Genomic DNA, 19887 nt, shown 5'->3' with positions numbered 1-19887 from the left:
CCCCATGACAACCCAACTCCCCACCGACATCAAACTGCACAAAGCCTCGAAAACCCTGACGCTCAAATACGCGTCCGGCGAGGAATTCACCCTGCCCGCCGAGTTCCTTCGCGTGCACTCTCCTTCCGCCGAAGTCCAGGGACACGGCAAACCCATCCTGCAATTTGGCAAGATCAACGTAGGCCTGAGCAAGATAGAACCGGCCGGTCAGTACGCACTGAAATTGACCTTCGACGACGGCCATGACAGCGGCCTGTTCACCTGGGAATACCTCTATGAGCTGGGGCGACGTTATGACGCACTCTGGGAGGATTACCTTGCCGAGCTCAAAGCCGCCGGAAAAACCCGCGATCCGAACGAGTCCGTCGTCAAGCTGATGCTCTAGCCTGAGCCTCTTGCTCTTTAGAGGGCATTTTCTAATTTCATCTGTTTGAATGCTTGGCCGCGAGGTCAGTCATTGGCCTGCTTGCGAAAAAAATTAAACTCGGGTAACCAATGGAGCTGGCAAGTTCCCTGCAGTGCTCTCTGCGAAATTAAAAGCAGCGATGCAGAATTAACGGTCACCCGAGCAGTAGTACCTGGCATTGGCTGTGTGACTGCACAACCAGGGCCCGGGTACTCGCCTCAGGACAATGGAGCGTCGTAGATGAGTATCAAGAATAACGATGACTTGAAGTATCAGGCCTCGGAAAACACCTTGGGACTGAATCCTGTCGTTGGGCTGCGTGGAAAGGATCTACTGGCTTCTGCTCGAATGGTGCTCAGGCAGGCCATCAAACAACCGGTGCACAGCGCCAAGCATGTTGCGCACTTCGGCCTTGAACTCAAGAACGTGCTGTTCGGCAAATCCGCACTGCAACCGAGCAGCGATGACCGTCGCTTCGCCGATCCGGCCTGGAGCCAGAACCCACTCTACAAACGCTATCTGCAAACCTACCTGGCGTGGCGCAAGGAACTCCACGACTGGATCGATGACAGCAATCTCACAGCCAGTGACGCGGCACGCGGGCACTTCGTGATCAACCTCATGACCGAAGCCATGGCCCCGACCAACACGGCGGCCAACCCGGCGGCCGTCAAACGCTTCTTCGAAACCGGCGGCAAGAGCCTGCTCGACGGCCTCTCGCATCTGGCCAAGGACCTGGTGCACAACGGCGGCATGCCAAGCCAGGTCAACATGGGCGCGTTCGAGGTCGGCAAGAGCCTTGGCGTGACCGAAGGTGCGGTGGTCTTTCGCAACGATGTACTCGAGCTGATCCAGTACAAGCCGATTACCGAGCAAGTCCACGAGCGCCCACTGCTGGTGGTGCCGCCGCAAATCAACAAGTTCTACGTTTTCGACCTGAGCCCGGACAAGAGTCTGGCGCGGTTCTGCCTGCGCAATAACGTGCAGACCTTCATCGTCAGCTGGCGCAACCCGACCAAGGAGCAGCGCGAGTGGGGCCTGTCGACCTACATCGAGGCGCTCAAGGAAGCGGTCGACGTGGTCACCGCCATCACCGGCAGCAAAGACGTGAACATGCTCGGTGCCTGTTCCGGCGGTATCACCTGCACCGCCCTGCTGGGCCACTACGCGGCGATCGGCGAGAACAAGGTCAACGCCCTCACCCTGCTGGTCAGCGTGCTCGATACCACGCTGGAGAGCGACGTCGCCCTGTTTGTCAACGAGCAGACCCTCGAAGCCGCCAAGCGCCACTCGTACCAGGCCGGTGTGCTGGAAGGCCGCGACATGGCAAAAGTCTTTGCGTGGATGCGTCCCAATGACCTGATCTGGAACTACTGGGTCAACAACTACCTGCTGGGCAACGAGCCACCGGTTTTCGACATCCTGTTCTGGAACAACGACACCACCCGGTTGCCTGCCGCGTTCCATGGCGACCTGATCGAGATGTTCAAAAACAATCCACTGATTCGCCCCAATGCACTGGAAGTGTGCGGCACGCCCATCGACCTGAAGCAGGTCACGGCCGACATCTTTTCCCTGGCCGGCACCAACGACCACATCACCCCGTGGAAGTCCTGCTACAAGTCGGCGCAACTGTTTGGCGGCAATGTGGAGTTCGTGCTGTCCAGCAGCGGGCATATCCAGAGCATCCTGAACCCGCCGGGCAATCCGAAATCCCGCTACATGACCAGCACCGAAAAGGCTGCAAATGCCGAGGAGTGGCAAGAAAACTCCACCAAGCACACCGACTCCTGGTGGCTGCATTGGCAGGCCTGGCAGGCCCAGCGTTCGGGTGAACTGAAAAAATCGCCGACAAAACTGGGCAACAAGGCTTATCCGGCGGGCGAGGCTGCCCCAGGTACTTACGTACACGAGCGGTAACTGACACACCCCGCTCTTGCTGTGGGCGCGAGCTCGCTCGCGATGGACGTTAACGAAAACGCGTACTGTCTGAATTAACGCGTTGCCCGGACATTCTTCGCGAGCAGGCTCGCTCCTACAGGGGCGGGGATGAATTCATAAACAGGGCCAGAAGCATGCCGCAACCGTTCATATTTCGTACCGTCGACCTGGATGGCCAGACCCTCCGCACGGCGGTACGCCCCGGCAAGCCTCACTTGACGCCCCTGCTGATTTTCAACGGCATCGGCGCCAACCTGGAGCTGGTGTTCCCGTTCGTCGCAGCGCTGGACCCGGACCTGGAAGTCATCGCTTTCGACGTGCCCGGTGTCGGTGGCTCTTCGACGCCCAGACGGCCGTATCGCTTTCCAAGCCTGGCCAAACTGACGGCACGCATGCTCGACTACCTCGATTACGGGCAGGTCAACGTGATCGGCGTGTCCTGGGGCGGCGCCCTCGCCCAGCAGTTCGCCTATGACTATCCGGAGCGCTGCAAGAAACTGGTGCTGGCGGCCACGGCGGCCGGTGCGGTGATGGTGCCGGGCAAGCCGAAAGTGCTGTGGATGATGGCGAGCCCCCGGCGCTACATTCAGCCGTCGCACGTCATCCGCATTGCGCCGATGATCTACGGCGGCTCATTCCGTCGCGACCCGACACTAGCCGCGAGCCATGCGGCGAAAGTGCGTTCGGCGGGCAAGCTCGGTTACTACTGGCAGCTGTTCGCCGGCCTCGGCTGGACCAGCATCCACTGGCTGCACAGGATCAATCAGCCGACCCTGGTACTGGCGGGCGATGACGATCCGTTGATCCCGCTGATCAACATGCGTTTGCTGGCCTGGCGAATTCCCAATGCCCAGTTGCACATCATCGATGACGGCCATCTGTTCCTGATCACCCGGGCCGAGGCGGTAGCGCCGATCATCATGAAATTCCTTGAAGAAGAACGACAACGCGCCGTGATGCATCCGCACCCGGCGCCATTGGGCGGTTAATCCGCACATTGACGCGCGGCAGGACGCCGCGCCGCGCAACAACCCGTTACAGCGTCTATGGTGTTCTGGTTCGGTTGTTTGTTTTTGGCCTGAAGACGAAGGAGTGTTGACTCATGCGTGACAAACCAGCGCGGGACTCTTTGCCCACTCCCGCCGCGTTCATCAACGCACAGAGTGCGATTACCGGCCTGCGCGGCCGGGATCTGATTTCGACCCTGCGCAGCGTGGCCGCCCATGGCCTGCGCAACCCGCTGCACAGTGCCCGGCACGCCCTGAAACTGGGCGGGCAACTGGGCCGTGTGCTGCTCGGCGAAACCCTGTACCCGACCAATCCGCAGGACAGTCGTTTTGCCGATCCGGCATGGAGCCTCAACCCGTTTTACCGACGCAGCTTGCAGGCGTACCTGGCCTGGCAAAAGCAGGTCAAAAACTGGATCGATGAAAGCAACATGACCCCGGACGATCGCGCCCGGGCGCATTTCGCCTTCGCCTTGCTCAATGATGCCATGTCACCGTCCAACAGCCTGCTCAATCCCCTGGCGATCAAGGAACTCTTCAACTCCGGCGGCAACAGCCTGGTGCGCGGCATCGGTCACCTGGTGGATGACTTGCTGCACAACGATGGCCTGCCCCGGCAAGTCACCAAACAGGCGTTCGAAGTCGGCAAGACCGTCGCCACCACCACCGGCGCCGTGGTCTTTCGCAACGAATTGCTGGAGCTGATCCAGTACAAACCGATGAGCGAAAAGCAGTATTCCAAGCCGCTGCTGGTGGTGCCGCCGCAGATCAACAAGTACTACATTTTCGACCTGAGCCCGCATAACAGCTTCGTCCAGTTCGCCCTCAAGAACAGCCTGCAAACCTTCGTGATCAGCTGGCGCAACCCGGATGTGCGTCACCGCGAATGGGGACTGTCGACCTACGTCGAGGCGGTTGAAGAAGCCATGAATGTGTGCCGGGCGATCACCGGTGCCCGCGAGGTCAACCTGATGGGCGCCTGCGCCGGCGGGCTGACCATCGCTGCGTTGCAAGGGCACTTGCAAGCCAAACGGCAGCTGCGCCGGGTCTCCAGCGCGACGTATCTGGTGAGTCTGCTCGACAGTCAGCTGGATTCGCCAGCGACCCTCTTCGCCGATGAACAGACCCTGGAAGCCGCCAAGCGTCGCTCCTACCAGAAAGGCGTGCTCGACGGTCGCGACATGGCCAAGGTGTTCGCCTGGATGCGCCCCAACGACTTGATCTGGAGCTATTTCGTCAACAACTACCTGCTGGGCAAAGAACCACCGGCGTTCGACATCCTCTACTGGAACAACGACAACACGCGCTTGCCGGCGGCCCTGCATGGCGACTTGCTGGATTTCTTCAAGCACAACCCGCTCACCCACCCGGGCGGCCTGGAAGTGTGCGGCACGCCAATCGACTTGCAGAAGGTCACCGTCGACAGTTTCAGCGTGGCCGGTATCAATGACCACATCACGCCGTGGGACGCGGTGTATCGCTCGACGCTGCTGCTCGGTGGCGATCGCCGCTTCGTGCTGTCCAACAGCGGTCACGTGCAAAGCATCCTCAATCCGCCGAGCAACCCGAAAGCCAACTACGTCGAGAACGGCAAACTGAGCAGCGATCCACGGGCCTGGTACTACGACGCCAAGCACGTCGACGGCAGCTGGTGGACCCCGTGGCTGAGCTGGATTCAGGAACGCTCGGGGGCACTGAAGGAAACCCACATGGCCCTCGGCAACCAGAACTATCCACCGATGGAGGCGGCGCCCGGCACATACGTGCGCGTGCGCTGACACTCAACAACCCACGGCCGAGACCGGCCGTGGCATGACCCGATCACTAAGAAGACTGGATGAAAACCCGCGACCGCATCCTCGAATGTGCCCTGCAGTTGTTCAATCAGAAGGGCGAACCGAACGTTTCCACCATGGAAGTTGCCAACGAAATGGGCATCAGCCCCGGCAACCTCTACTACCACTTCCACGGCAAGGAGCCGCTGATTCTCGGGCTGTTCGAACGCTTCCAGAATGAGCTGACCCCGCTGCTCGACCCGCCATCGGATGTTGAACTGGCACCGGACGATTACTGGCTGTTCCTGCACCTGATCGTCGAACGCCTGGCCCACTACCGGTTTCTGTTCCAGGACCTGTCGAACCTGGCCGGCCGCCTGCCGAAGCTGGCCAAGGGCATCCGTAACCTGCTCAATGCACTCAAGCGCACGCTGGCGTCGTTACTGGCGCGACTGAAAGCTCAGGGGCAATTGGTCAGTGACACCCAGGCACTGGGGCAACTGGTGGAGCAGATCACCCTGACGTTGCTGTTTTCGCTGGACTATCAGCGGATTCTCGATCGCGAAGGTGAAGTGCGGCTGGTGGTCTACCAGATCATGATGCTGGTGGCGCCGCATCTGCTGCCACCAATCAAGGTGGCGACGGAGCAACTCGCGATGCAGTACCTGGAAGAGCACGATTAATGCTGATCACACCTATCCCTGAGGGAGCGAGCCTGCTCGCGATGGCGGTGTGTCAGTAGGCAGTATTTTTGAATGTGATGGCCTCATCGCGAGCAAGCTCCCACATCGGGTTTGTGGTGCTTTCAAAAGGATGCACAAACAAAAACGCCCGACCTTGGCAGGCCGGGCGTTTTTTGAGCCCTGAAAAAATCAGGACTGACTGGTTGGCGTCGATGGTGCTGGCGCGGCAGTCGGGGTTACAGCAGGGGTCGGTGCGGTAGCGGAGTTCGTCGCGCTGACCGGTGCAGCCGGCGTTGCAGGCTTGGCGGCAGCCACTGCTGGTTTTGCTGCGGCAGCCTTTGGAGCGGCCGGTTTTTTCACTGCGGGCTTCTTCGCAGCGGCAGGTTTTGCGGCTGGTTTGGCTGCTGGCTTGGCCGCTGCGGTTTTCGCCGCAGGCTTGGCGGCGGCTGGTTTGGCAGCAGGTTTGGCGGCGGCTTTTGCGGCAACCGGTTTGGCTGCTGGTTTGGCTGCAGCAGGTTTGGCTGCGGCCGTTTTCGCCGCTGGCTTGGCAGCAGGTTTAGCCGCCGCTTTGGCCAGTGGCTTGGCAGCGGTTTTGGCTGCTGGTTTGGCCGCTGCGGTTTTCGCCGCAACAGGCGCAACCTTGGCACCGGTGAGTTTTTCGATCTGCTTGGTCAAGGTATCAACCTTGCTGTGCAGTGCCTTGACTTCGTTGCGGCTCGGTACGCCCAGACGCGAGATGGCGCTGTTCAGACGCTTGTCGAAAGCGCCTTCCAGTTCGTCCCACTTGCCCAGTGCACGGTCTTTCACGCCGCTGATGCGCGACTTAGCCGAAGAAGCGGAGTCCTTGGCGGCGTCGACAGTTTTGCCAACGGCGCTCTTGGTCAGCTTCTCGGCTTTCTCGCCGTCCTTAACCAATGCATCGAAGAGTTTGCTGCCGTCAGTGTCGATCTTCGAGTACACGCCTAAACCCGCCAGCCAGATTTTTCGGGAGTAGTCTTCGACTTTCCCGATCCACGAGCTGCCTTCTTTTTCAGTGTTCTTTTTGCCAGCCATCCCGTTCTCCTTAAGATTTACGCGCGACGCGTTCGAGCAATGCCGTCAGCTCATCGAGCTTAGCAGAGAGTGTCTCAACGTCATGTTTAGACGGAATGCCGATACGATTCAAGGCACTTGCGACACGCGTGTCAAACGCCTTCTCTACCTTGTCGAGTTGATTTTCGACCTTGCCTTTGAAAGTGCGCACTTCACTCTTGGCTTCATCGATCTCGGCATTCGCCGCTTCAAGCTTCTCAGCGACTACTTTTTTGCCTTTCCTTTCAACAGTTTGACCAGCCTTGATCAACTCTTGAAAGTAATCGCTACCCTCTTGGCCAACCTTGGTGTAGGCACCCAGGCCTGCCAGCCAGATCTTGCGGGCATAGGATTTGACGTCGCCGAGGGCGGTGGTCGATGCGTCGATTTTTTTCTTCAAAATAACTTTGGCCATGGTGCACCTCACGCGCAGAAGGTTTGAGGAACTGCCCGCGAAAGTGTCGGGCTCTGGCACAAAGTAGGGAGAAAAATTAGAAACGGCACCCTAACAACTGACATAAACCTCTGGCTTCACACAAAACAAATGTGGGAGCGAGCCTGCTCGCGATAGCGGTGCATCAGCCAGAATCAATGTCGACTGACACTCCCTCATCGCGAGCAGGCTCGCTCCCACAGGGAATTTCGCTTCACCCGAAAATCAGGCCAAGGCTTTATCCAGCGCCTTTTCGATTTCCGATTTGATCATGCCACTCATGGCCGACATCATCAGGCCCAACTCCACATCGACCCTGATCGAATCTTCACTGACGTGCACGGCACCTTTCACGCCTGAGCGCTTGAGGTTCAGGGTGTCGCCAGACCACTGCGGCTCCAGGCCATAATGATCGGAGAGTTTCTGCGCCAGCTTGTCGGCCTTCTCGCGAGCCGCTTCCTTACCCAGGCCGTGGGCACGCTCAACACTAATATGGGCCATCGAATGACTCCTGCTTTATGAATGCTTGTTCGGTGAATCTTGACCACTGATGCGGCAAAACGTCCCGAGGGTGATCCATCTTACCTTCAGCCTTGCCAAGACAAAGCATCCCTTGGGGATTAGAATGTTGCGCATTCTATTTTGGTGACAGCGATATGACTGATCAGCGCAAAGGCAGCGATGCCGAACCCACCACTCACTTCGGCTTCAAAAACGTTCCGGAAAGCCAGAAAGCGGAAAAAGTCGCTGAGGTTTTCCACTCGGTAGCCGCCAAGTACGACTTGATGAACGACCTCCTGTCGGGCGGCATGCACCGTCTGTGGAAGCGTTTTGCGATCGAGCTGTCGGGTGTACGCACAGGCAATCGCGTGCTGGACATCGCCGGCGGCACCGGCGACCTGACCCGCAAGTTCTCGCACCTGGTAGGCCCGACCGGCCAGGTGGTGTTGGCCGACATCAACGAATCCATGCTCAAGGTCGGTCGTGACCGCCTGCTGGACCTGGGTGTGGCCGGTAACGTCGAATTCGTCCAGGCCGATGCGGAAAAACTGCCGTTCCCGGACAACCACTTCGACTGCGTGACCATCGCCTTCGGCCTGCGCAACGTCACCCACAAGGAAGACGCCCTGCGCTCGATGCTGCGTGTACTCAAGCCAGGCGGCCGCCTGCTGGTGCTGGAGTTCTCCAAGCCGACCAACGCGCTGATGTCAAAAGCCTACGATGCCTACTCGTTCGCTTTCATGCCGTTGATGGGCAAGCTGATCACCAACGATTCGGAAAGCTATCGCTACCTGGCCGAATCGATCCGCATGCACCCGAATCAGGAAACCCTGAAGTCGATGATGGTCGAGGCCGGTTTCGACCGCGTGACCTATCACAACATGACCGCAGGCATCGTCGCCCTGCACCGCGGCATCAAGCCCTGATGCTGCTCGCCGGCCTGCTCGCCAGCGTTGAACTCGGACTGAACCGGGTGCTGCGCCTCGACAGCACGGCGCTGCCGCGGCTGGCGCATTTAAGCGGCAGGGTAATTGCCGTCGATTGCCGCAGCCCGGCATTGCAATTGTTCATCCTGCCCAGCGATGAAGGCCTGATGCTGGCTTCCCAGTGGGAAACCGGCGCCGACTGCACCTTGCGGGCCCCGGCTTCAAGCCTGTTGAAACTGGCGATGAGCAAGGACAAGACGTCGGTCCTGCATGGGCCTGAAGTCGAGCTCGAGGGTGACAGCGGCGTACTGCTGGAGCTGGCGGCCATCCTTCAGGACCTGGAGCTGGACTGGGAGTACGAACTCTCGCGCTGGCTCGGCCCTGTCGCCACGCAACTGGTCGGTGGTCATCTGCGCAGCCGCGCCCGCTGGTATCAGCAAGGGTTCGCCAGCCTGGGCCAGAACCTGGGCGAATACCTGGCCGAAGAATCGCGCACCCTCGTCGGTCAGCGCGAAGCCGAAGCCCGATTCAGTGAACTGGACCAGATCAAGCTTGATCTGGAACGTCTCGAGGCGCGTTTCGAGCGCCTTTCCCGATCCCTCGACCCAAGCGATAACGCATGAAGCTGCTTGCCGTCCGCCGTTTGTTGCGCATCCAGCGCGTCGTGATCCGCTACCGCCTCGATGACCTGCTGTTCGCCCTGCCGCTGCCCTGGTTCCTGCTGGTGCTGCGCTACGCCCTGCCATGGCGCTGGTTCCCGCGCAAGACACTGGACCTGAGCCGAGGCGCGCGACTGCGCCTGGCGTTGCAGGACCTGGGGCCGATTTTCATCAAGTTCGGCCAGATTTTGTCCACCCGCCGTGACTTGCTGCCCGAAGACATCGCCGATGAGCTGATGAAGCTGCAGGACCGCGTTCCGCCGTTCGATTCACAGCTGTCGGTCAAGCTGATCGAAGAGCAGTTGGGCAAGAAAATCAGCGAAGTCTTCAGCCGTTTCGACGTCGAACCCCTGGCCTCGGCCTCGGTGGCGCAGGTGCACGCCGCACAACTGAAAACCGGCGAAGAAGTCGTGGTCAAGGTGATTCGTCCAGGCCTGAAACCGGTGATCGCCCAGGACTTGGCGTGGCTGTTCATCCTCGCCCGCGCCGCCGAAAAAGTGTCGGCCGATGCGCGCCTGCTGCACCCGGTGGACGTGGTCAGCGACTATGAAAAAACCATCTATGACGAACTCGACCTGCTGCGTGAAGCCGCCAACGCCAGTCAGTTGAAGCGCAACTTTGAAGGTTCGCCGCTGTTGTACGTGCCGCAAGTCTATTGGGACTGGTGCCGCCCGAAAGTCCTGGTGATGGAGCGCATCTACGGCATTCAGGTTACCGATCTGGCGACCCTTGCCGACCAGCGCACCGACATGAAAATGCTGGCCGAGCGCGGCGTGGAAATTTTCTTCACCCAAGTGTTCCGCGACAGCTTCTTCCACGCCGACATGCACCCCGGCAACATCTTCGTCAGCACCGTGAATCCGTGGAGCCCGCAGTACATCGCGATCGACTGCGGCATCGTTGGCAGCCTGACCCCGGAAGACCAGGATTACCTGGCCCGCAACCTGTTCGCGTTCTTCAAGCGTGATTACCGTCGCGTGGCGCAACTGCACATCGATTCGGGCTGGGTGCCGGCGGAAACCAAGCTCAACGAGTTCGAAGCGGCGATCCGTACCGTGTGCGAGCCGATTTTCGAAAAACCGTTAAAAGATATTTCCTTCGGCCAGGTGCTGATGCGCCTGTTCCAGACCGCGCGGCGCTTCAACATGGAAGTGCAGCCGCAACTCGTACTGCTGCAAAAAACCCTGCTGAACATCGAAGGCCTGGGCCGTCAGTTGTACCCGGAGCTTGATCTGTGGAACACCGCCCAGCCGTTCCTGGAACGCTGGATGCGCGAGCGCGTCAGTCCCAAGGCCTTGCTCGGCAACGTGCAGAGCCAGTTCGAGCAGATCCCGCACCTGGCCAACATGGCCCGCGACCTGCTCGAACGCATGTCCCAGCCCCACGCCAATGACCCGCCACCGCCGTGGCATCGAGCTCGCGACGACTGGTTCCTGCGCCTGCTAGGTACCGCGCATCTGGCCGGTGGCGCCCTTCTCGCCGCCGGCGGGCCGTTGAACCAGTTGGCGTATTGGCCGGCAGGCATCATGATGGCCGTGGGCTTGTATCTGGTCGTTCGCCGATAGCCAGTTGCGTGAACGACTGGCACACTGTTTGAACGCTTGGGTTCGACTAATGAAGTGTCGGGCCCGCTGTCGGAGTCGAAGATGAAAAACTGGCTGGACGAGATCAAGTGGGACGCCGATGGCCTGGTGCCGGCAATTGCCCAGGATCACAAGACCGGGCGCGTCCTGATGATGGCCTGGATGAACCGTGAGGCACTGGAGCTGACCGCTGCCGAGAACCGCGCCATTTACTGGTCGCGCTCCCGTGGCAAGCTGTGGCGCAAGGGCGAAGAGTCCGGCCACGTGCAGACCCTGCACGAGATGCGCCTGGACTGCGACGCAGACGTGATCATCCTGATGGTCGAACAGATCGGCGACATCGCCTGCCATACCGGCCGCCAGAGCTGCTTCTATCGCGTCTTCGAGAACGGCGACTGGAGAACCGTCGACCCGGTCCTGAAAGATCCCAATGCCATCTATTCCTCAGGACACAAACATGAGTGACACTCTGACCCGTCTGGCTGCCGTACTGGAAGAGCGCAAAGGCGCCGCCGCCGATAGCTCGTATGTCGCCAGCCTGTATCACAAGGGCTTGAACAAGATTCTGGAAAAAGTCGGCGAAGAGTCAGTCGAAACCATCATTGCCGCCAAGGATGCCGCCGTCAGCGGCGACTGCAGCGATGTGATCTACGAAACCGCCGATTTGTGGTTCCACAGCATGGTCATGCTCGCCCAACTAGGGCAGCATCCACAGGCTGTACTCGATGAACTGGACCGTCGCTTCGGTCTGTCCGGACACGCCGAGAAAGCCTCGCGCCCGTCCGCCTGAATAACTATTAGAGAGGAGCAGCAGCATGGGCATTTTTGACTGGAAACACTGGATCGTCATCCTGGTTGTCGTGGTACTCGTATTCGGCACCAAGAAACTGAAGAACCTCGGCACGGACGTTGGCGAATCGATCAAGGGCTTCCGCAAAGCCATGAACGATGACGAAAAGCCGGCCGACCCGAGCGCGACTCCGGCCCAACCGGTTCCGCCCGTTCAGCCACAGGCCTCTGTGAACCAGCCGCACACCATCGATGTGCAGGCGCAAAAAGTCGAAGAGCCGATCCGCAAAGACTCGTGAGCACAGACTAATGTTTGGTATCAGCTTCTCTGAACTGCTGCTCGTCGGCCTCGTCGCCCTGCTGGTACTGGGCCCCGAGCGTCTGCCGGGCGCTGCGCGCACCGCCGGCCTGTGGGTCGGGCGTCTGAAGCGCAGCTTCAACGCGATCAAACAGGAAGTTGAACGTGAAATCGGTGCCGACGAGATCCGTCGGCAACTGCACAACGAGCACATCCTGTCGCTTGAGCAGGAGGCACGGAAGATCTTCACGCCGACCCAGCAGGAGCCGACGCCGGTGGAGCACGTGGGTGAGCAGTCAATTCACACACCCGCCGCACCGACCCCAACACCTGCGCCGGCTACCGTTGTCGCGACAACCGAAGCGGCGCCCGTTGTGGCGGCACCTGCGGTTGAACCTGTTGCTCCAGCCGCCGCGCCTGTCGCGCCGGCTCCTCATGACCCAACACTGCCGCCGCGAGCCCCATGAGCGATCTTCCTGAAAACGACCAGCACATGCCGCTGGTTTCGCACCTCACCGAGTTGCGTACCCGCCTGCTGCGCTGCGTAGCGGCGATTTTCATCATCTTCGCCGGGTTATTCGCCTTCACCCAGCAGATCTACACCTTCGTCTCGACACCGCTGCGCGCCTACTTGCCAGCCGGCGCGACGATGATCGCCACCGACGTGTCGTCACCGTTCCTGACGCCACTGAAGCTGACAATGATGGTGTCGCTGTTCCTGGCGATCCCGGTGATCCTGCACCAGATCTGGGGCTTCATCGCACCAGGCCTGTACAAGCATGAAAAGCGCATTGCAGTACCCTTGCTGATCTCCAGCATCATGCTGTTCTACACCGGCATGGCGTTCGCCTATTACCTGGTGTTCCCGCTGATCTTCAAATTCTTCGCCTCCGCCACGCCGGCCGGCGTGGAAATGATGACCGACATCACCAGCTACCTCGACTTCGTCATGACGCTGTTCTTCGCGTTCGGCGTGGCGTTCGAGATTCCGGTGGCCGTGGTGCTGTTGGTGTGGATCGGCGTGGTCGACGTCAAATACCTGAAGAAAATCCGCCCGTACGTGATCATCGGCTGCTTCGTGGTCGGCATGATCCTGACGCCACCGGACATCTTCTCGCAGACCCTGCTGGCCGTACCGATGTGGCTGCTGTTCGAGATCGGCATCCTGTTTGGCAGCCTGGTCAGCAAGCGCGGCGAACATTCGGACGACCAACCGGCTGACGATCACAACGACCAGCCGCCAGCGACCCAAGCGTGAACCTGCTGCTCCTCGAATCGGCCGACTTCATTGCGGCCGACCGGGTGATCCTGCGTGATCGCCGGTTGACCCACATGCAGGACGTTCACCGCTGTGAAGTCGGTGACAGCATGCGTGTCGGACGTCTAGACGGGCTGATGGGTTCCGCCGAGGTGCTGCGCCTGGACGCCACTGAAGCGGAATTGCGCGTCAACCTCGACCAGCCTCCCCCCGCCAAGCTGCCATTGACCCTGGTACTGGCCCTGCCACGGCCCAAAATGCTGCGCAGGGTTTTCCAGACCGTGGCGGCCATGGGTGTGCCACGGATCGTGCTGGTCAACAGCTATCGCGTCGAGAAGAGCTTCTGGCAGACCCCGTTCCTGGAGCCTGAAGCGATTCGCGAGCAGTTGATCCTCGGCCTCGAACAGGCCCGGGACAGCGTGCTGCCGGAAGTGGTGATCGAGAAGCGCTTCAAGCCGTTCGTCGAAGATCGCCTGCCGGCCATCGTCGAAGGCACCCTCGGCCTGGTAGGCCATCCCGGCCAATACCCGCCCTGCCCTCGCGCCCTGAGCGAACCGGTGACCCTGGCCATTGGTCCGGAGGGTGGCTGGATACCTTACGAGATCGACCTGCTGGGCAAGGCCGGGTTGCAGCCAGTGCAACTGGGCGAGCGCATCCTGCGGGTCGAAACCGCCGTCACCGCCCTTTTGGCCCGCCTCTTCTAGATCCCGCCCCCTGTAGGAGGGAGCTTGCTCGCTCCTACAGTTCATCATCCCCCCACACATCGGGCGCACCTACAGAATCGCACTCGCCTGCCGATACATCCCCCATAAAACCAATGTGTGGTCCGGGGAGTTGCAGCATGTACCAATGGCTAGCCGATAAGCTGGGAAACGTCAGCGTCAAACGCAAACTCGGAATCGGTTTTGGTCTGGTGTTATTGCTGACCCTGCTGATCACCTTCACGGGCTGGAGCGGTCTGGACAACGTGACCAGTCGTGGCGATAAGCTGGGCTTCATTTCCGATATCAACGGGGTGACCAAAGACCTGCGCATAGCACGCCTGGATTACGAAATGCGTCGCGGCGAACAAGGCCCTGGTGCCGTCAACGAGCAATTGAGCAAACTCGAAAGCGACCTGAAAACCGCCCGTAGCCTGATCGAGCAACCCGCTGACGTGGCACTGGTCGATCAACAACTGGCCGCTGTCGCCGAGTACCGTCGCGCGTTCAGTGATATGACCCAGGCCGGCGCTCAGCGTGAAGACGCCCGCAGCAAACTCGGTGCCACCGCCGACAACGCCGTGGCCCATGTCGCCGAAGTGGAAAAATCCATGCTGCAAGGTGACAGCGTGACCGCCTTCAATAGCGTCATCGACTTGAGCAAATTGATCCAGCAGGCCCGCTTCCAGGTGCGCGGCTACACCTACAGCGCCAAGAGCGAGGCCGAGCAGCCAGCCCTGGACGCCATCGACAACGCCCTGAAAAACCTCGAAAGCCTGCCGGCCAAACTGCCCGAGGAACACATCGCCAACCTGAAGCAGGCGACCGACTCACTGAAGGCTTACCGTACCGCCGTCAGCCAGTTCCGCGATTCCCAGGTCGCCAGCGCCAAAGCTCTCGAGCGCATGGCCGCCCAAGGCGAGATCCTGCTGGACGTCAGTAAAAAACTCACCGCCTCGCAAACCGTTGTCCGTGACACCGACGTCGCCCATGCCAAGAACATGCTGGCCCTCGCCACCGTCTTGGCCATGGCCTTCGGCCTGCTGGCCGCCTGGGCGATTACCCGGCAGATCATCATTCCTCTGAACCAGACCCTGCTCGTGGCCCAACGTGTGGCCGGCGGCGACTTGACCCACGACCTGAAGTCCCCGCGCCAGGATGAACTCGGCCAACTGCAACGCGCCATGCAGAGCATGACCCAAGGCCTGCGCGAACTGATCGGCGGCATCAGTGATGGCGTCACGCAAATCGCCAGCGCCGCCGAAGAGCTGTCCGCCGTCACCGAGCAGACCAGCGCCGGGGTCAACAGCCAGAAGGTCGAGACCGATCAGGTGGCGACCGCCATGAACGAAATGACCGCCACGGTGCAGGAAGTCGCGCGCAACGCCGAAGAAGCCTCCGAGGCCGCCGTCGCCGCCGATCAGCAGGCCCGTGAAGGCGACAAGGTGGTGGGCGAAGCGATCGCGCAGATCGAGCGCCTGGCCCTGGAAGTGGGTCACTCCACCGAAGCCATGGGCGAGCTCAAGCGTGAAAGCGACAAAATCGGCAGCGTCCTCGATGTAATCAAATCCGTGGCCCAGCAAACCAACCTGCTGGCGCTCAACGCAGCGATCGAAGCGGCGCGCGCGGGTGAGGCCGGACGGGGTTTTGCCGTGGTCGCCGACGAAGTCCGCAGCCTGGCGCAGCGTACCCAGAAGTCCACCGAAGAGATCGAAGAGCTGATCGTCGGCCTGCAAAACGGCACCCAGCAAGTGTCGACCATCATGGACAACAGCCGCACCCTGACCGACAGCAGCGTCGAACTGACCCGCCGCGCCGGCGGCTCACTGGAAAGCATCACCCGCACCGTGTCGGCGATCCAGGCGATGAACCAGCAGATCGCCGCCGCTGCCGAGCAGCAAAGCGCCGTGGCGGAAGAGATCAACCGTAGCGTGTTGAACGTGCGTGATGTGTCGGATCAGACCTCGGCGGCCAGCGAGGAGACGGCGGCGTCCAGTGTTGAGCTGGCGCGGTTGGGGACACATCTGCAGATGCTGGTGGGGCGGTTCAGGGTTTGAACAGGCTTGCAGTCTGGAAAACATCTGATGCTGCTTGGAACGTGAATGGTCGGCGCCCGTAGCGCCGGCCATTTTTATGGCCCGGATTACATACTTGATACTCTTGGATAACCCTTAAGCATTAATGCATTAAACCAATCACTGCAACTAACAGTTCTGATAGTTACGGCCCAATGTAAAGCAGCTCAAGATTTAGCTTCGTCTTTCCGGAGCCCCCAATCATGAACGACATTCCTCCCCGTGCACCCGCAACTCCAGAAAACACTTCATCCGAACCTGTCAGTACCACCAGCACCAATTACAGCCGCTGGATGACTGATATGTGGGATGAAATCAAGGATCGGCGACTGTCGCAACTGGCCATACCCGGAGCCCACGACTCGGGTGTGGATTTGGCCGGAACCTGGGGCATCGAGGAGCTGTATGGCGCCAACCAAGACAACTCGTTTCCCGAACAATTGGCAGCTGGTGCGCGATATCTTGATTTGCGTCTTGTGGACAGTAGCTATAGGAAAGTCATTGGAAATCATTCCCCGCAATATAAATTCGTCGAAGTGTTTGAATTCAAACATGGAACTGTTAGTGCTGGGCGCCGCCTAGAGCATCTGATCAGAGATGTTAAAAAATTTGTTACCGAGAATCCAAGAGAGATCGTAATTCTGGATTTCAATAGCTACGATCGGGGTAAAAATTTCTCCAATACCAGCCTCGAGCGCTGCATACCTTATTTTACCCCCATTGAAAAATTTTTAATTCCATCATCGTATATTGAGTCAACTCTGCGCGAAATGCGCGATGCATACCCCGACGGAAGCATCATTTTGGCTTTAAATCACAACTATTCAAAACCGCAAGGCGATAGCGGCGAACCGGATAAATGGCAACCCTACTGGATAAAAAGAACTCAAATATGGAGTACGTTTTCGCGCAAATGGAACAGCAGTGACATTAGTGAGCAAGGCACCCTAAAACTTGTGCAACAAACAATGCAATCCCCCCCAGTATATTTTCCATGGGTATTATCGGCGTGCGCCTATAGTTCTACCGGCCCGGTACACTTGCATCGTGCTCATCCGATACGCAATGAAACCTTCAAAGTGGGTTACCAAAATGCCAATATTGTCATGGTTGATTTCATTGAAAGATTCGACACCATGCTTTCCGTGGTAGATCGTTGCATAACGCTCAACAGGCAAAGGTTTTTCGATAAAACCCCCCCTCGGCCCCAAACAATTTATTGGTTAGAGTTATCAACGTACCTGACCCAGATGGGTACACCGTTCAAAACACACTGGAATTCACATGGCAAAGACCCAGCGATGACCTGGGCGTACACAAGTATGAAATTTTTCATGATGAAAAACTTGAATTTACAACCAACACAACAACTCACAGAGAAAAAAATCTCCACCTGCGAAACTACAATTTCAAAGTGCGAGCTTTAGACATCATGGACAACCAATCAAATTTCTCAGAACCCTTTCAACTGGTTCAGGATACGACTCCACCAACCATCCCTGAGAATTTCCGGTTTACTCCCCCAATCGGCTACAGAAACGTAAGAGTCCAATGGGATGAATCTTTCGATCTCGCAGGAGTTGAAGGTTATGAACTACGCCGAAATGGACAACATGAGACCTTCATACCTCAAACCGCTTACACCTTCAGCGGCTTGAGCACAAAGGAAGAACACACACTGGAACTTCGTGCCAAAGATATTAATGGACTGTACTCCGAATACACAAAGATCATACTTCAGCCTCGCCCAAACCTCATAAACCCTAGAGTCACCGTCACCGAATTCAATGAAAGCGGTATCTACAAAGCCCGCCTATCGTGGGAGTTCTCCGTCCCCCCTCAAGCCCCCGTGTATTGCGGCTATGAGTTTGGAGACTTTTACATAACATCCACTCATATTGAAGGGGAACTGCCTGGCGTCGATTTCGAAGCACGAAAAAATGAACAATTTCAATTCAAGTGCCGAATCGGCTTTCTTGGGATTGTAATAGGGGAGCCAGACCTCAGCGAAGAGTCTACTTACGCGCTGACTTTCGACCCCACGCCACCCGCCCCGGTCTCAGACTTGAAGGTTACACTGCGCATAGAATCGAATATTTCCATATCATGGACACGATCATCCAGCCAGAACACTAAGTATCATGCGATCTCGTTAGACGAAGCCCCTCCTACAATTCTGCCTGCCTCCGCGAACAGTTACAATTATTTATTTGTTGAAAATAAGGCTCACGTAATCGACGTCTGGGCAATTAGCGATATTGACGTGCCTTCTATCTCAGAACAACTAGTTATTGAACGTTTCGTCGAACCCCCTCCCGAAAAACCGGGCACGCCAGAAGTCAGCAATATTACCCACTCCTCCGCTATGTTTAGCTGGGTCAAGTCGACCGGGAAAGAAGTCAGGTACAAGATATCTTTAAATGGGTTTGTTATTGCTTATACTAACGTACCATTCTGCGATATTACCCACCTCAAAAATCATGCGGACTATTACGTAGAAATCCGCGCATTTAATTCGGCCGGAATATCCGAGCCCGCTACCACGACATTCAAGACTCTGCCCAGCCCCCCCGCCAACCTGAGGTTCAGCCATCTCAACGGTCGCTGCAGACTGGCCTGGAACCCGGTTTTCGGAAAATCACCCTCCCATGAAATCTCAATCAATGGCAGAGTTTTCAACACTGGGCCAGGACGCTGGGGCTACAACTTCAAACTAGAGGATCTATCACCGGGGCCTGCTCCACACCATTTTACGTTCAAGGTTCGCGCTCAACTTGATGGCGCCAGCTCCGAAGTAAGCCTGCTGGAGAAATCCCTCATCGATGACGCTCCACCCAGTCAACCTGGCGCCCCTATCGTCAGTAACATCACTGATACATCGGCGACAATCACGTGGGCGCCTTCCAGCGATAACGTCGGCGTAGTGGAGTACCTGGTCGTCCTCAATGGATTTTTTGTGTTCACCACGCAAGACCCACGTTACACATTTAGCAAACTCACCAGTGGCGCCCATCACTACGTATACGTACGCGCTAAAGACAAGGACGGAAATCTTTCTGCCCTTAGCAAAAGCGCTGTATTCAAAACCACAGGGCAGGCTCCTTTGCCTCCTCCCTCTGCACCACGCGTAAACATTACTGCCGAGACCGCCACATCACTGACGTTGGAATGGGGAAGTTTAGGGGGCGCATCCGGCGTGAGGATATTGCTTAACGACGAACATTGGCGCGACGTATTCCTGCTACCAAGTATGCTGATGTCTAATCTGGTTCCAAACGTCCAATACACTATTAGCGTGTCAACCTTCGACGTCCTTGGGCAGTTATCTGAACCCACTGTTATTAATCATGAACTGAAGGACACGACACCTCCGAGCCCTCCCCGTAACTTGCGCAAGACAAGAACGACCTCGGACTCAGTCACGCTAACCTGGGACGCCTCAACGGACGATATAGGCGTCTGCGACTACGTCATCTACAACAATCATGAGTACTTTGACAGGACGCCACTCACCCAATACAGCGCCATCGGGCTAATGTCTGGTACTCACAGGTTTGAAGTTCTCGCCCAAGACCTCTCGGGAAACCTCTCCGAGCCAACTTCGCTGGACGTGCAGATAGAAGGTAATGAATCAATATGACGACAACGTAGGAAGCTTGCTTAAAGAGCCAGTCACCACGCTTAAATCACGGCTACGTGAAGAAAGCGTGGTGACTCTTTTACAGAACCCGCCTCAAATCCACCTGAACCCATGGGTCGTTCGATGTATCGAACAATGCCC

At 58.1% G+C, this 19887-nt stretch carries 20 protein-coding genes and 1 pseudogene; 18 read left to right on the top strand and 3 right to left on the bottom strand.

The window, feature by feature from the left end:
* Window positions 1-4 precede the first annotated feature (4 nt).
* The 5 genes from ACGJAX_RS07875 (at window position 5) to ACGJAX_RS07855 (ending at window position 5812) form a co-directional block, all read left to right on the top strand.
* A complete protein-coding gene (locus ACGJAX_RS07875; protein ID WP_090328200.1) occupies window positions 5-385 on the top strand; it encodes a gamma-butyrobetaine hydroxylase-like domain-containing protein in 381 nt (126 codons plus the stop codon).
* Between the two features lie 261 nt (window positions 386-646).
* On the top strand, window positions 647-2326 hold the full coding sequence (phaC, locus tag ACGJAX_RS07870; RefSeq protein WP_090328197.1) for a class II poly(R)-hydroxyalkanoic acid synthase: 1680 nt from the start codon (window positions 647-649) through the stop codon (window positions 2324-2326).
* A gap of 155 nt (window positions 2327-2481) precedes the next feature.
* The gene (phaZ, locus tag ACGJAX_RS07865) at window positions 2482-3336 is read left to right on the top strand and encodes a poly(3-hydroxyalkanoate) depolymerase (protein ID WP_090328195.1); all 855 of its coding nucleotides are present in this window, start codon (window positions 2482-2484) and stop codon (window positions 3334-3336) included.
* Between the two features lie 113 nt (window positions 3337-3449).
* Window positions 3450-5132, top strand: a complete 1683-nt coding sequence (gene phaC, locus ACGJAX_RS07860) for a class II poly(R)-hydroxyalkanoic acid synthase (protein ID WP_390958240.1) — start codon at window positions 3450-3452, stop codon at window positions 5130-5132.
* Window positions 5133-5191: 59 nt separating this feature from the next.
* Complete coding sequence (locus tag ACGJAX_RS07855) at window positions 5192-5812, top strand: TetR/AcrR family transcriptional regulator (RefSeq protein WP_090328189.1); 621 nt, start codon at window positions 5192-5194, stop codon at window positions 5810-5812.
* A gap of 189 nt (window positions 5813-6001) precedes the next feature.
* Here the strand turns inward: ACGJAX_RS07855 and ACGJAX_RS07850 are convergent, their stop codons facing one another.
* The 3 genes from ACGJAX_RS07850 to ACGJAX_RS07840 all read right to left on the bottom strand — a co-directional run bounded on the left by ACGJAX_RS07850 (window position 6002) and on the right by ACGJAX_RS07840 (window position 7817).
* Entirely contained in the window at window positions 6002-6865 is an 864-nt protein-coding gene (locus ACGJAX_RS07850) for a phasin family protein (RefSeq protein WP_390958238.1), read from the bottom strand.
* 10 nt (window positions 6866-6875) lie between these two features.
* Window positions 6876-7298 (bottom strand): phasin family protein, encoded by a 423-nt coding sequence (locus tag ACGJAX_RS07845; protein ID WP_390958236.1) that lies wholly within the window; start codon window positions 7296-7298, stop codon window positions 6876-6878.
* Window positions 7299-7541: 243 nt separating this feature from the next.
* Window positions 7542-7817 carry a polyhydroxyalkanoic acid system family protein gene (locus ACGJAX_RS07840; RefSeq protein ID WP_390958234.1) on the bottom strand — a complete coding sequence of 92 codons (276 nt, stop codon included), beginning with the start codon at window positions 7815-7817 and terminating at the stop codon, window positions 7542-7544.
* A gap of 155 nt (window positions 7818-7972) precedes the next feature.
* On the opposite strand from ACGJAX_RS07840, the gene ubiE reads away from it, so the two are divergent.
* The 13 genes and pseudogenes from ubiE (at window position 7973) to ACGJAX_RS07775 (ending at window position 19746) form a co-directional block, all read left to right on the top strand.
* Window positions 7973-8743: a bifunctional demethylmenaquinone methyltransferase/2-methoxy-6-polyprenyl-1,4-benzoquinol methylase UbiE gene (gene ubiE, locus ACGJAX_RS07835; protein ID WP_007989286.1), complete on the top strand. Its 771-nt coding sequence runs from the start codon at window positions 7973-7975 to the stop codon at window positions 8741-8743.
* The gene (locus ACGJAX_RS07830; protein WP_090328177.1) at window positions 8743-9366 is read left to right on the top strand and encodes an SCP2 domain-containing protein; all 624 of its coding nucleotides are present in this window, start codon (window positions 8743-8745) and stop codon (window positions 9364-9366) included. Before ubiE ends, ACGJAX_RS07830 begins: the two co-directional genes overlap by 1 nt.
* Window positions 9363-10967 carry a ubiquinone biosynthesis regulatory protein kinase UbiB gene (gene ubiB / locus ACGJAX_RS07825; protein WP_090328174.1) on the top strand — a complete coding sequence of 535 codons (1605 nt, stop codon included), beginning with the start codon at window positions 9363-9365 and terminating at the stop codon, window positions 10965-10967. The genes ACGJAX_RS07830 and ubiB overlap by 4 nt, the downstream gene beginning before the upstream one ends.
* An 81-nt stretch (window positions 10968-11048) precedes the next feature.
* Window positions 11049-11450, top strand: coding sequence for a phosphoribosyl-AMP cyclohydrolase (gene hisI, locus ACGJAX_RS07820; protein ID WP_247257819.1), 402 nt, complete (start codon window positions 11049-11051; stop codon window positions 11448-11450).
* Window positions 11443-11775 (top strand): phosphoribosyl-ATP diphosphatase, encoded by a 333-nt coding sequence (locus ACGJAX_RS07815; RefSeq protein ID WP_090328169.1) that lies wholly within the window; start codon window positions 11443-11445, stop codon window positions 11773-11775. Before hisI ends, ACGJAX_RS07815 begins: the two co-directional genes overlap by 8 nt.
* Before the next feature lie 25 nt (window positions 11776-11800).
* Complete coding sequence (locus ACGJAX_RS07810) at window positions 11801-12073, top strand: twin-arginine translocase TatA/TatE family subunit (protein ID WP_090328167.1); 273 nt, start codon at window positions 11801-11803, stop codon at window positions 12071-12073.
* Between the two features lie 10 nt (window positions 12074-12083).
* Entirely contained in the window at window positions 12084-12539 is a 456-nt protein-coding gene (tatB, locus tag ACGJAX_RS07805) for a Sec-independent protein translocase protein TatB (protein ID WP_390958231.1), read from the top strand.
* Window positions 12536-13330, top strand: coding sequence for a twin-arginine translocase subunit TatC (gene tatC / locus ACGJAX_RS07800; protein ID WP_247257817.1), 795 nt, complete (start codon window positions 12536-12538; stop codon window positions 13328-13330). Before tatB ends, tatC begins: the two co-directional genes overlap by 4 nt.
* Window positions 13327-14034: a 16S rRNA (uracil(1498)-N(3))-methyltransferase gene (locus ACGJAX_RS07795; protein ID WP_247257816.1), complete on the top strand. Its 708-nt coding sequence runs from the start codon at window positions 13327-13329 to the stop codon at window positions 14032-14034. The genes tatC and ACGJAX_RS07795 overlap by 4 nt, the downstream gene beginning before the upstream one ends.
* Before the next feature lie 113 nt (window positions 14035-14147).
* Window positions 14148-15185: pseudogene (locus ACGJAX_RS07790) on the top strand (methyl-accepting chemotaxis protein); the annotation flags it as partial.
* A gap of 30 nt (window positions 15186-15215) precedes the next feature.
* Window positions 15216-16088, top strand: coding sequence for a methyl-accepting chemotaxis protein (locus ACGJAX_RS07785; RefSeq protein WP_390959816.1), 873 nt, complete (start codon window positions 15216-15218; stop codon window positions 16086-16088).
* Window positions 16089-16309: 221 nt separating this feature from the next.
* Window positions 16310-17533, top strand: coding sequence for a hypothetical protein (locus ACGJAX_RS07780; protein ID WP_390958229.1), 1224 nt, complete (start codon window positions 16310-16312; stop codon window positions 17531-17533).
* 5 nt (window positions 17534-17538) lie between these two features.
* Window positions 17539-19746 carry a fibronectin type III domain-containing protein gene (locus tag ACGJAX_RS07775; protein ID WP_390958227.1) on the top strand — a complete coding sequence of 736 codons (2208 nt, stop codon included), beginning with the start codon at window positions 17539-17541 and terminating at the stop codon, window positions 19744-19746.
* Window positions 19747-19887: the final 141 nt, after the last annotated feature.

It is taken from the genome of Pseudomonas moorei (genome assembly GCF_042846945.1).
GTDB classification, from domain to species: domain Bacteria; phylum Pseudomonadota; class Gammaproteobacteria; order Pseudomonadales; family Pseudomonadaceae; genus Aquipseudomonas; species Aquipseudomonas moorei.
The sequence above is the reverse complement of the archived record's forward strand: the minus strand, read 5'-3'. Positions and strand labels throughout refer to the sequence as shown.

Coding starts and splice junctions, on each gene's coding strand:
- ACGJAX_RS07875 (WP_090328200.1), top strand. CDS start 5: ATGACAACCCAACTCCCCACCGACATCAAACTGCACAAAGCCTCGAAA.
- phaC (WP_090328197.1), top strand. CDS start 647: ATGAGTATCAAGAATAACGATGACTTGAAGTATCAGGCCTCGGAAAAC.
- phaZ (WP_090328195.1), top strand. CDS start 2,482: ATGCCGCAACCGTTCATATTTCGTACCGTCGACCTGGATGGCCAGACC.
- phaC (WP_390958240.1), top strand. CDS start 3,450: ATGCGTGACAAACCAGCGCGGGACTCTTTGCCCACTCCCGCCGCGTTC.
- ACGJAX_RS07855 (WP_090328189.1), top strand. CDS start 5,192: ATGAAAACCCGCGACCGCATCCTCGAATGTGCCCTGCAGTTGTTCAAT.
- ACGJAX_RS07850 (WP_390958238.1), bottom strand. CDS start 6,865: ATGGCTGGCAAAAAGAACACTGAAAAAGAAGGCAGCTCGTGGATCGGG.
- ACGJAX_RS07845 (WP_390958236.1), bottom strand. CDS start 7,298: ATGGCCAAAGTTATTTTGAAGAAAAAAATCGACGCATCGACCACCGCC.
- ACGJAX_RS07840 (WP_390958234.1), bottom strand. CDS start 7,817: ATGGCCCATATTAGTGTTGAGCGTGCCCACGGCCTGGGTAAGGAAGCG.
- ubiE (WP_007989286.1), top strand. CDS start 7,973: ATGACTGATCAGCGCAAAGGCAGCGATGCCGAACCCACCACTCACTTC.
- ACGJAX_RS07830 (WP_090328177.1), top strand. CDS start 8,743: ATGCTGCTCGCCGGCCTGCTCGCCAGCGTTGAACTCGGACTGAACCGG.
- ubiB (WP_090328174.1), top strand. CDS start 9,363: ATGAAGCTGCTTGCCGTCCGCCGTTTGTTGCGCATCCAGCGCGTCGTG.
- hisI (WP_247257819.1), top strand. CDS start 11,049: ATGAAAAACTGGCTGGACGAGATCAAGTGGGACGCCGATGGCCTGGTG.
- ACGJAX_RS07815 (WP_090328169.1), top strand. CDS start 11,443: ATGAGTGACACTCTGACCCGTCTGGCTGCCGTACTGGAAGAGCGCAAA.
- ACGJAX_RS07810 (WP_090328167.1), top strand. CDS start 11,801: ATGGGCATTTTTGACTGGAAACACTGGATCGTCATCCTGGTTGTCGTG.
- tatB (WP_390958231.1), top strand. CDS start 12,084: ATGTTTGGTATCAGCTTCTCTGAACTGCTGCTCGTCGGCCTCGTCGCC.
- tatC (WP_247257817.1), top strand. CDS start 12,536: ATGAGCGATCTTCCTGAAAACGACCAGCACATGCCGCTGGTTTCGCAC.
- ACGJAX_RS07785 (WP_390959816.1), top strand. CDS start 15,216: ATGCAGAGCATGACCCAAGGCCTGCGCGAACTGATCGGCGGCATCAGT.
- ACGJAX_RS07780 (WP_390958229.1), top strand. CDS start 16,310: ATGAACGACATTCCTCCCCGTGCACCCGCAACTCCAGAAAACACTTCA.
- ACGJAX_RS07775 (WP_390958227.1), top strand. CDS start 17,539: ATGGACAACCAATCAAATTTCTCAGAACCCTTTCAACTGGTTCAGGAT.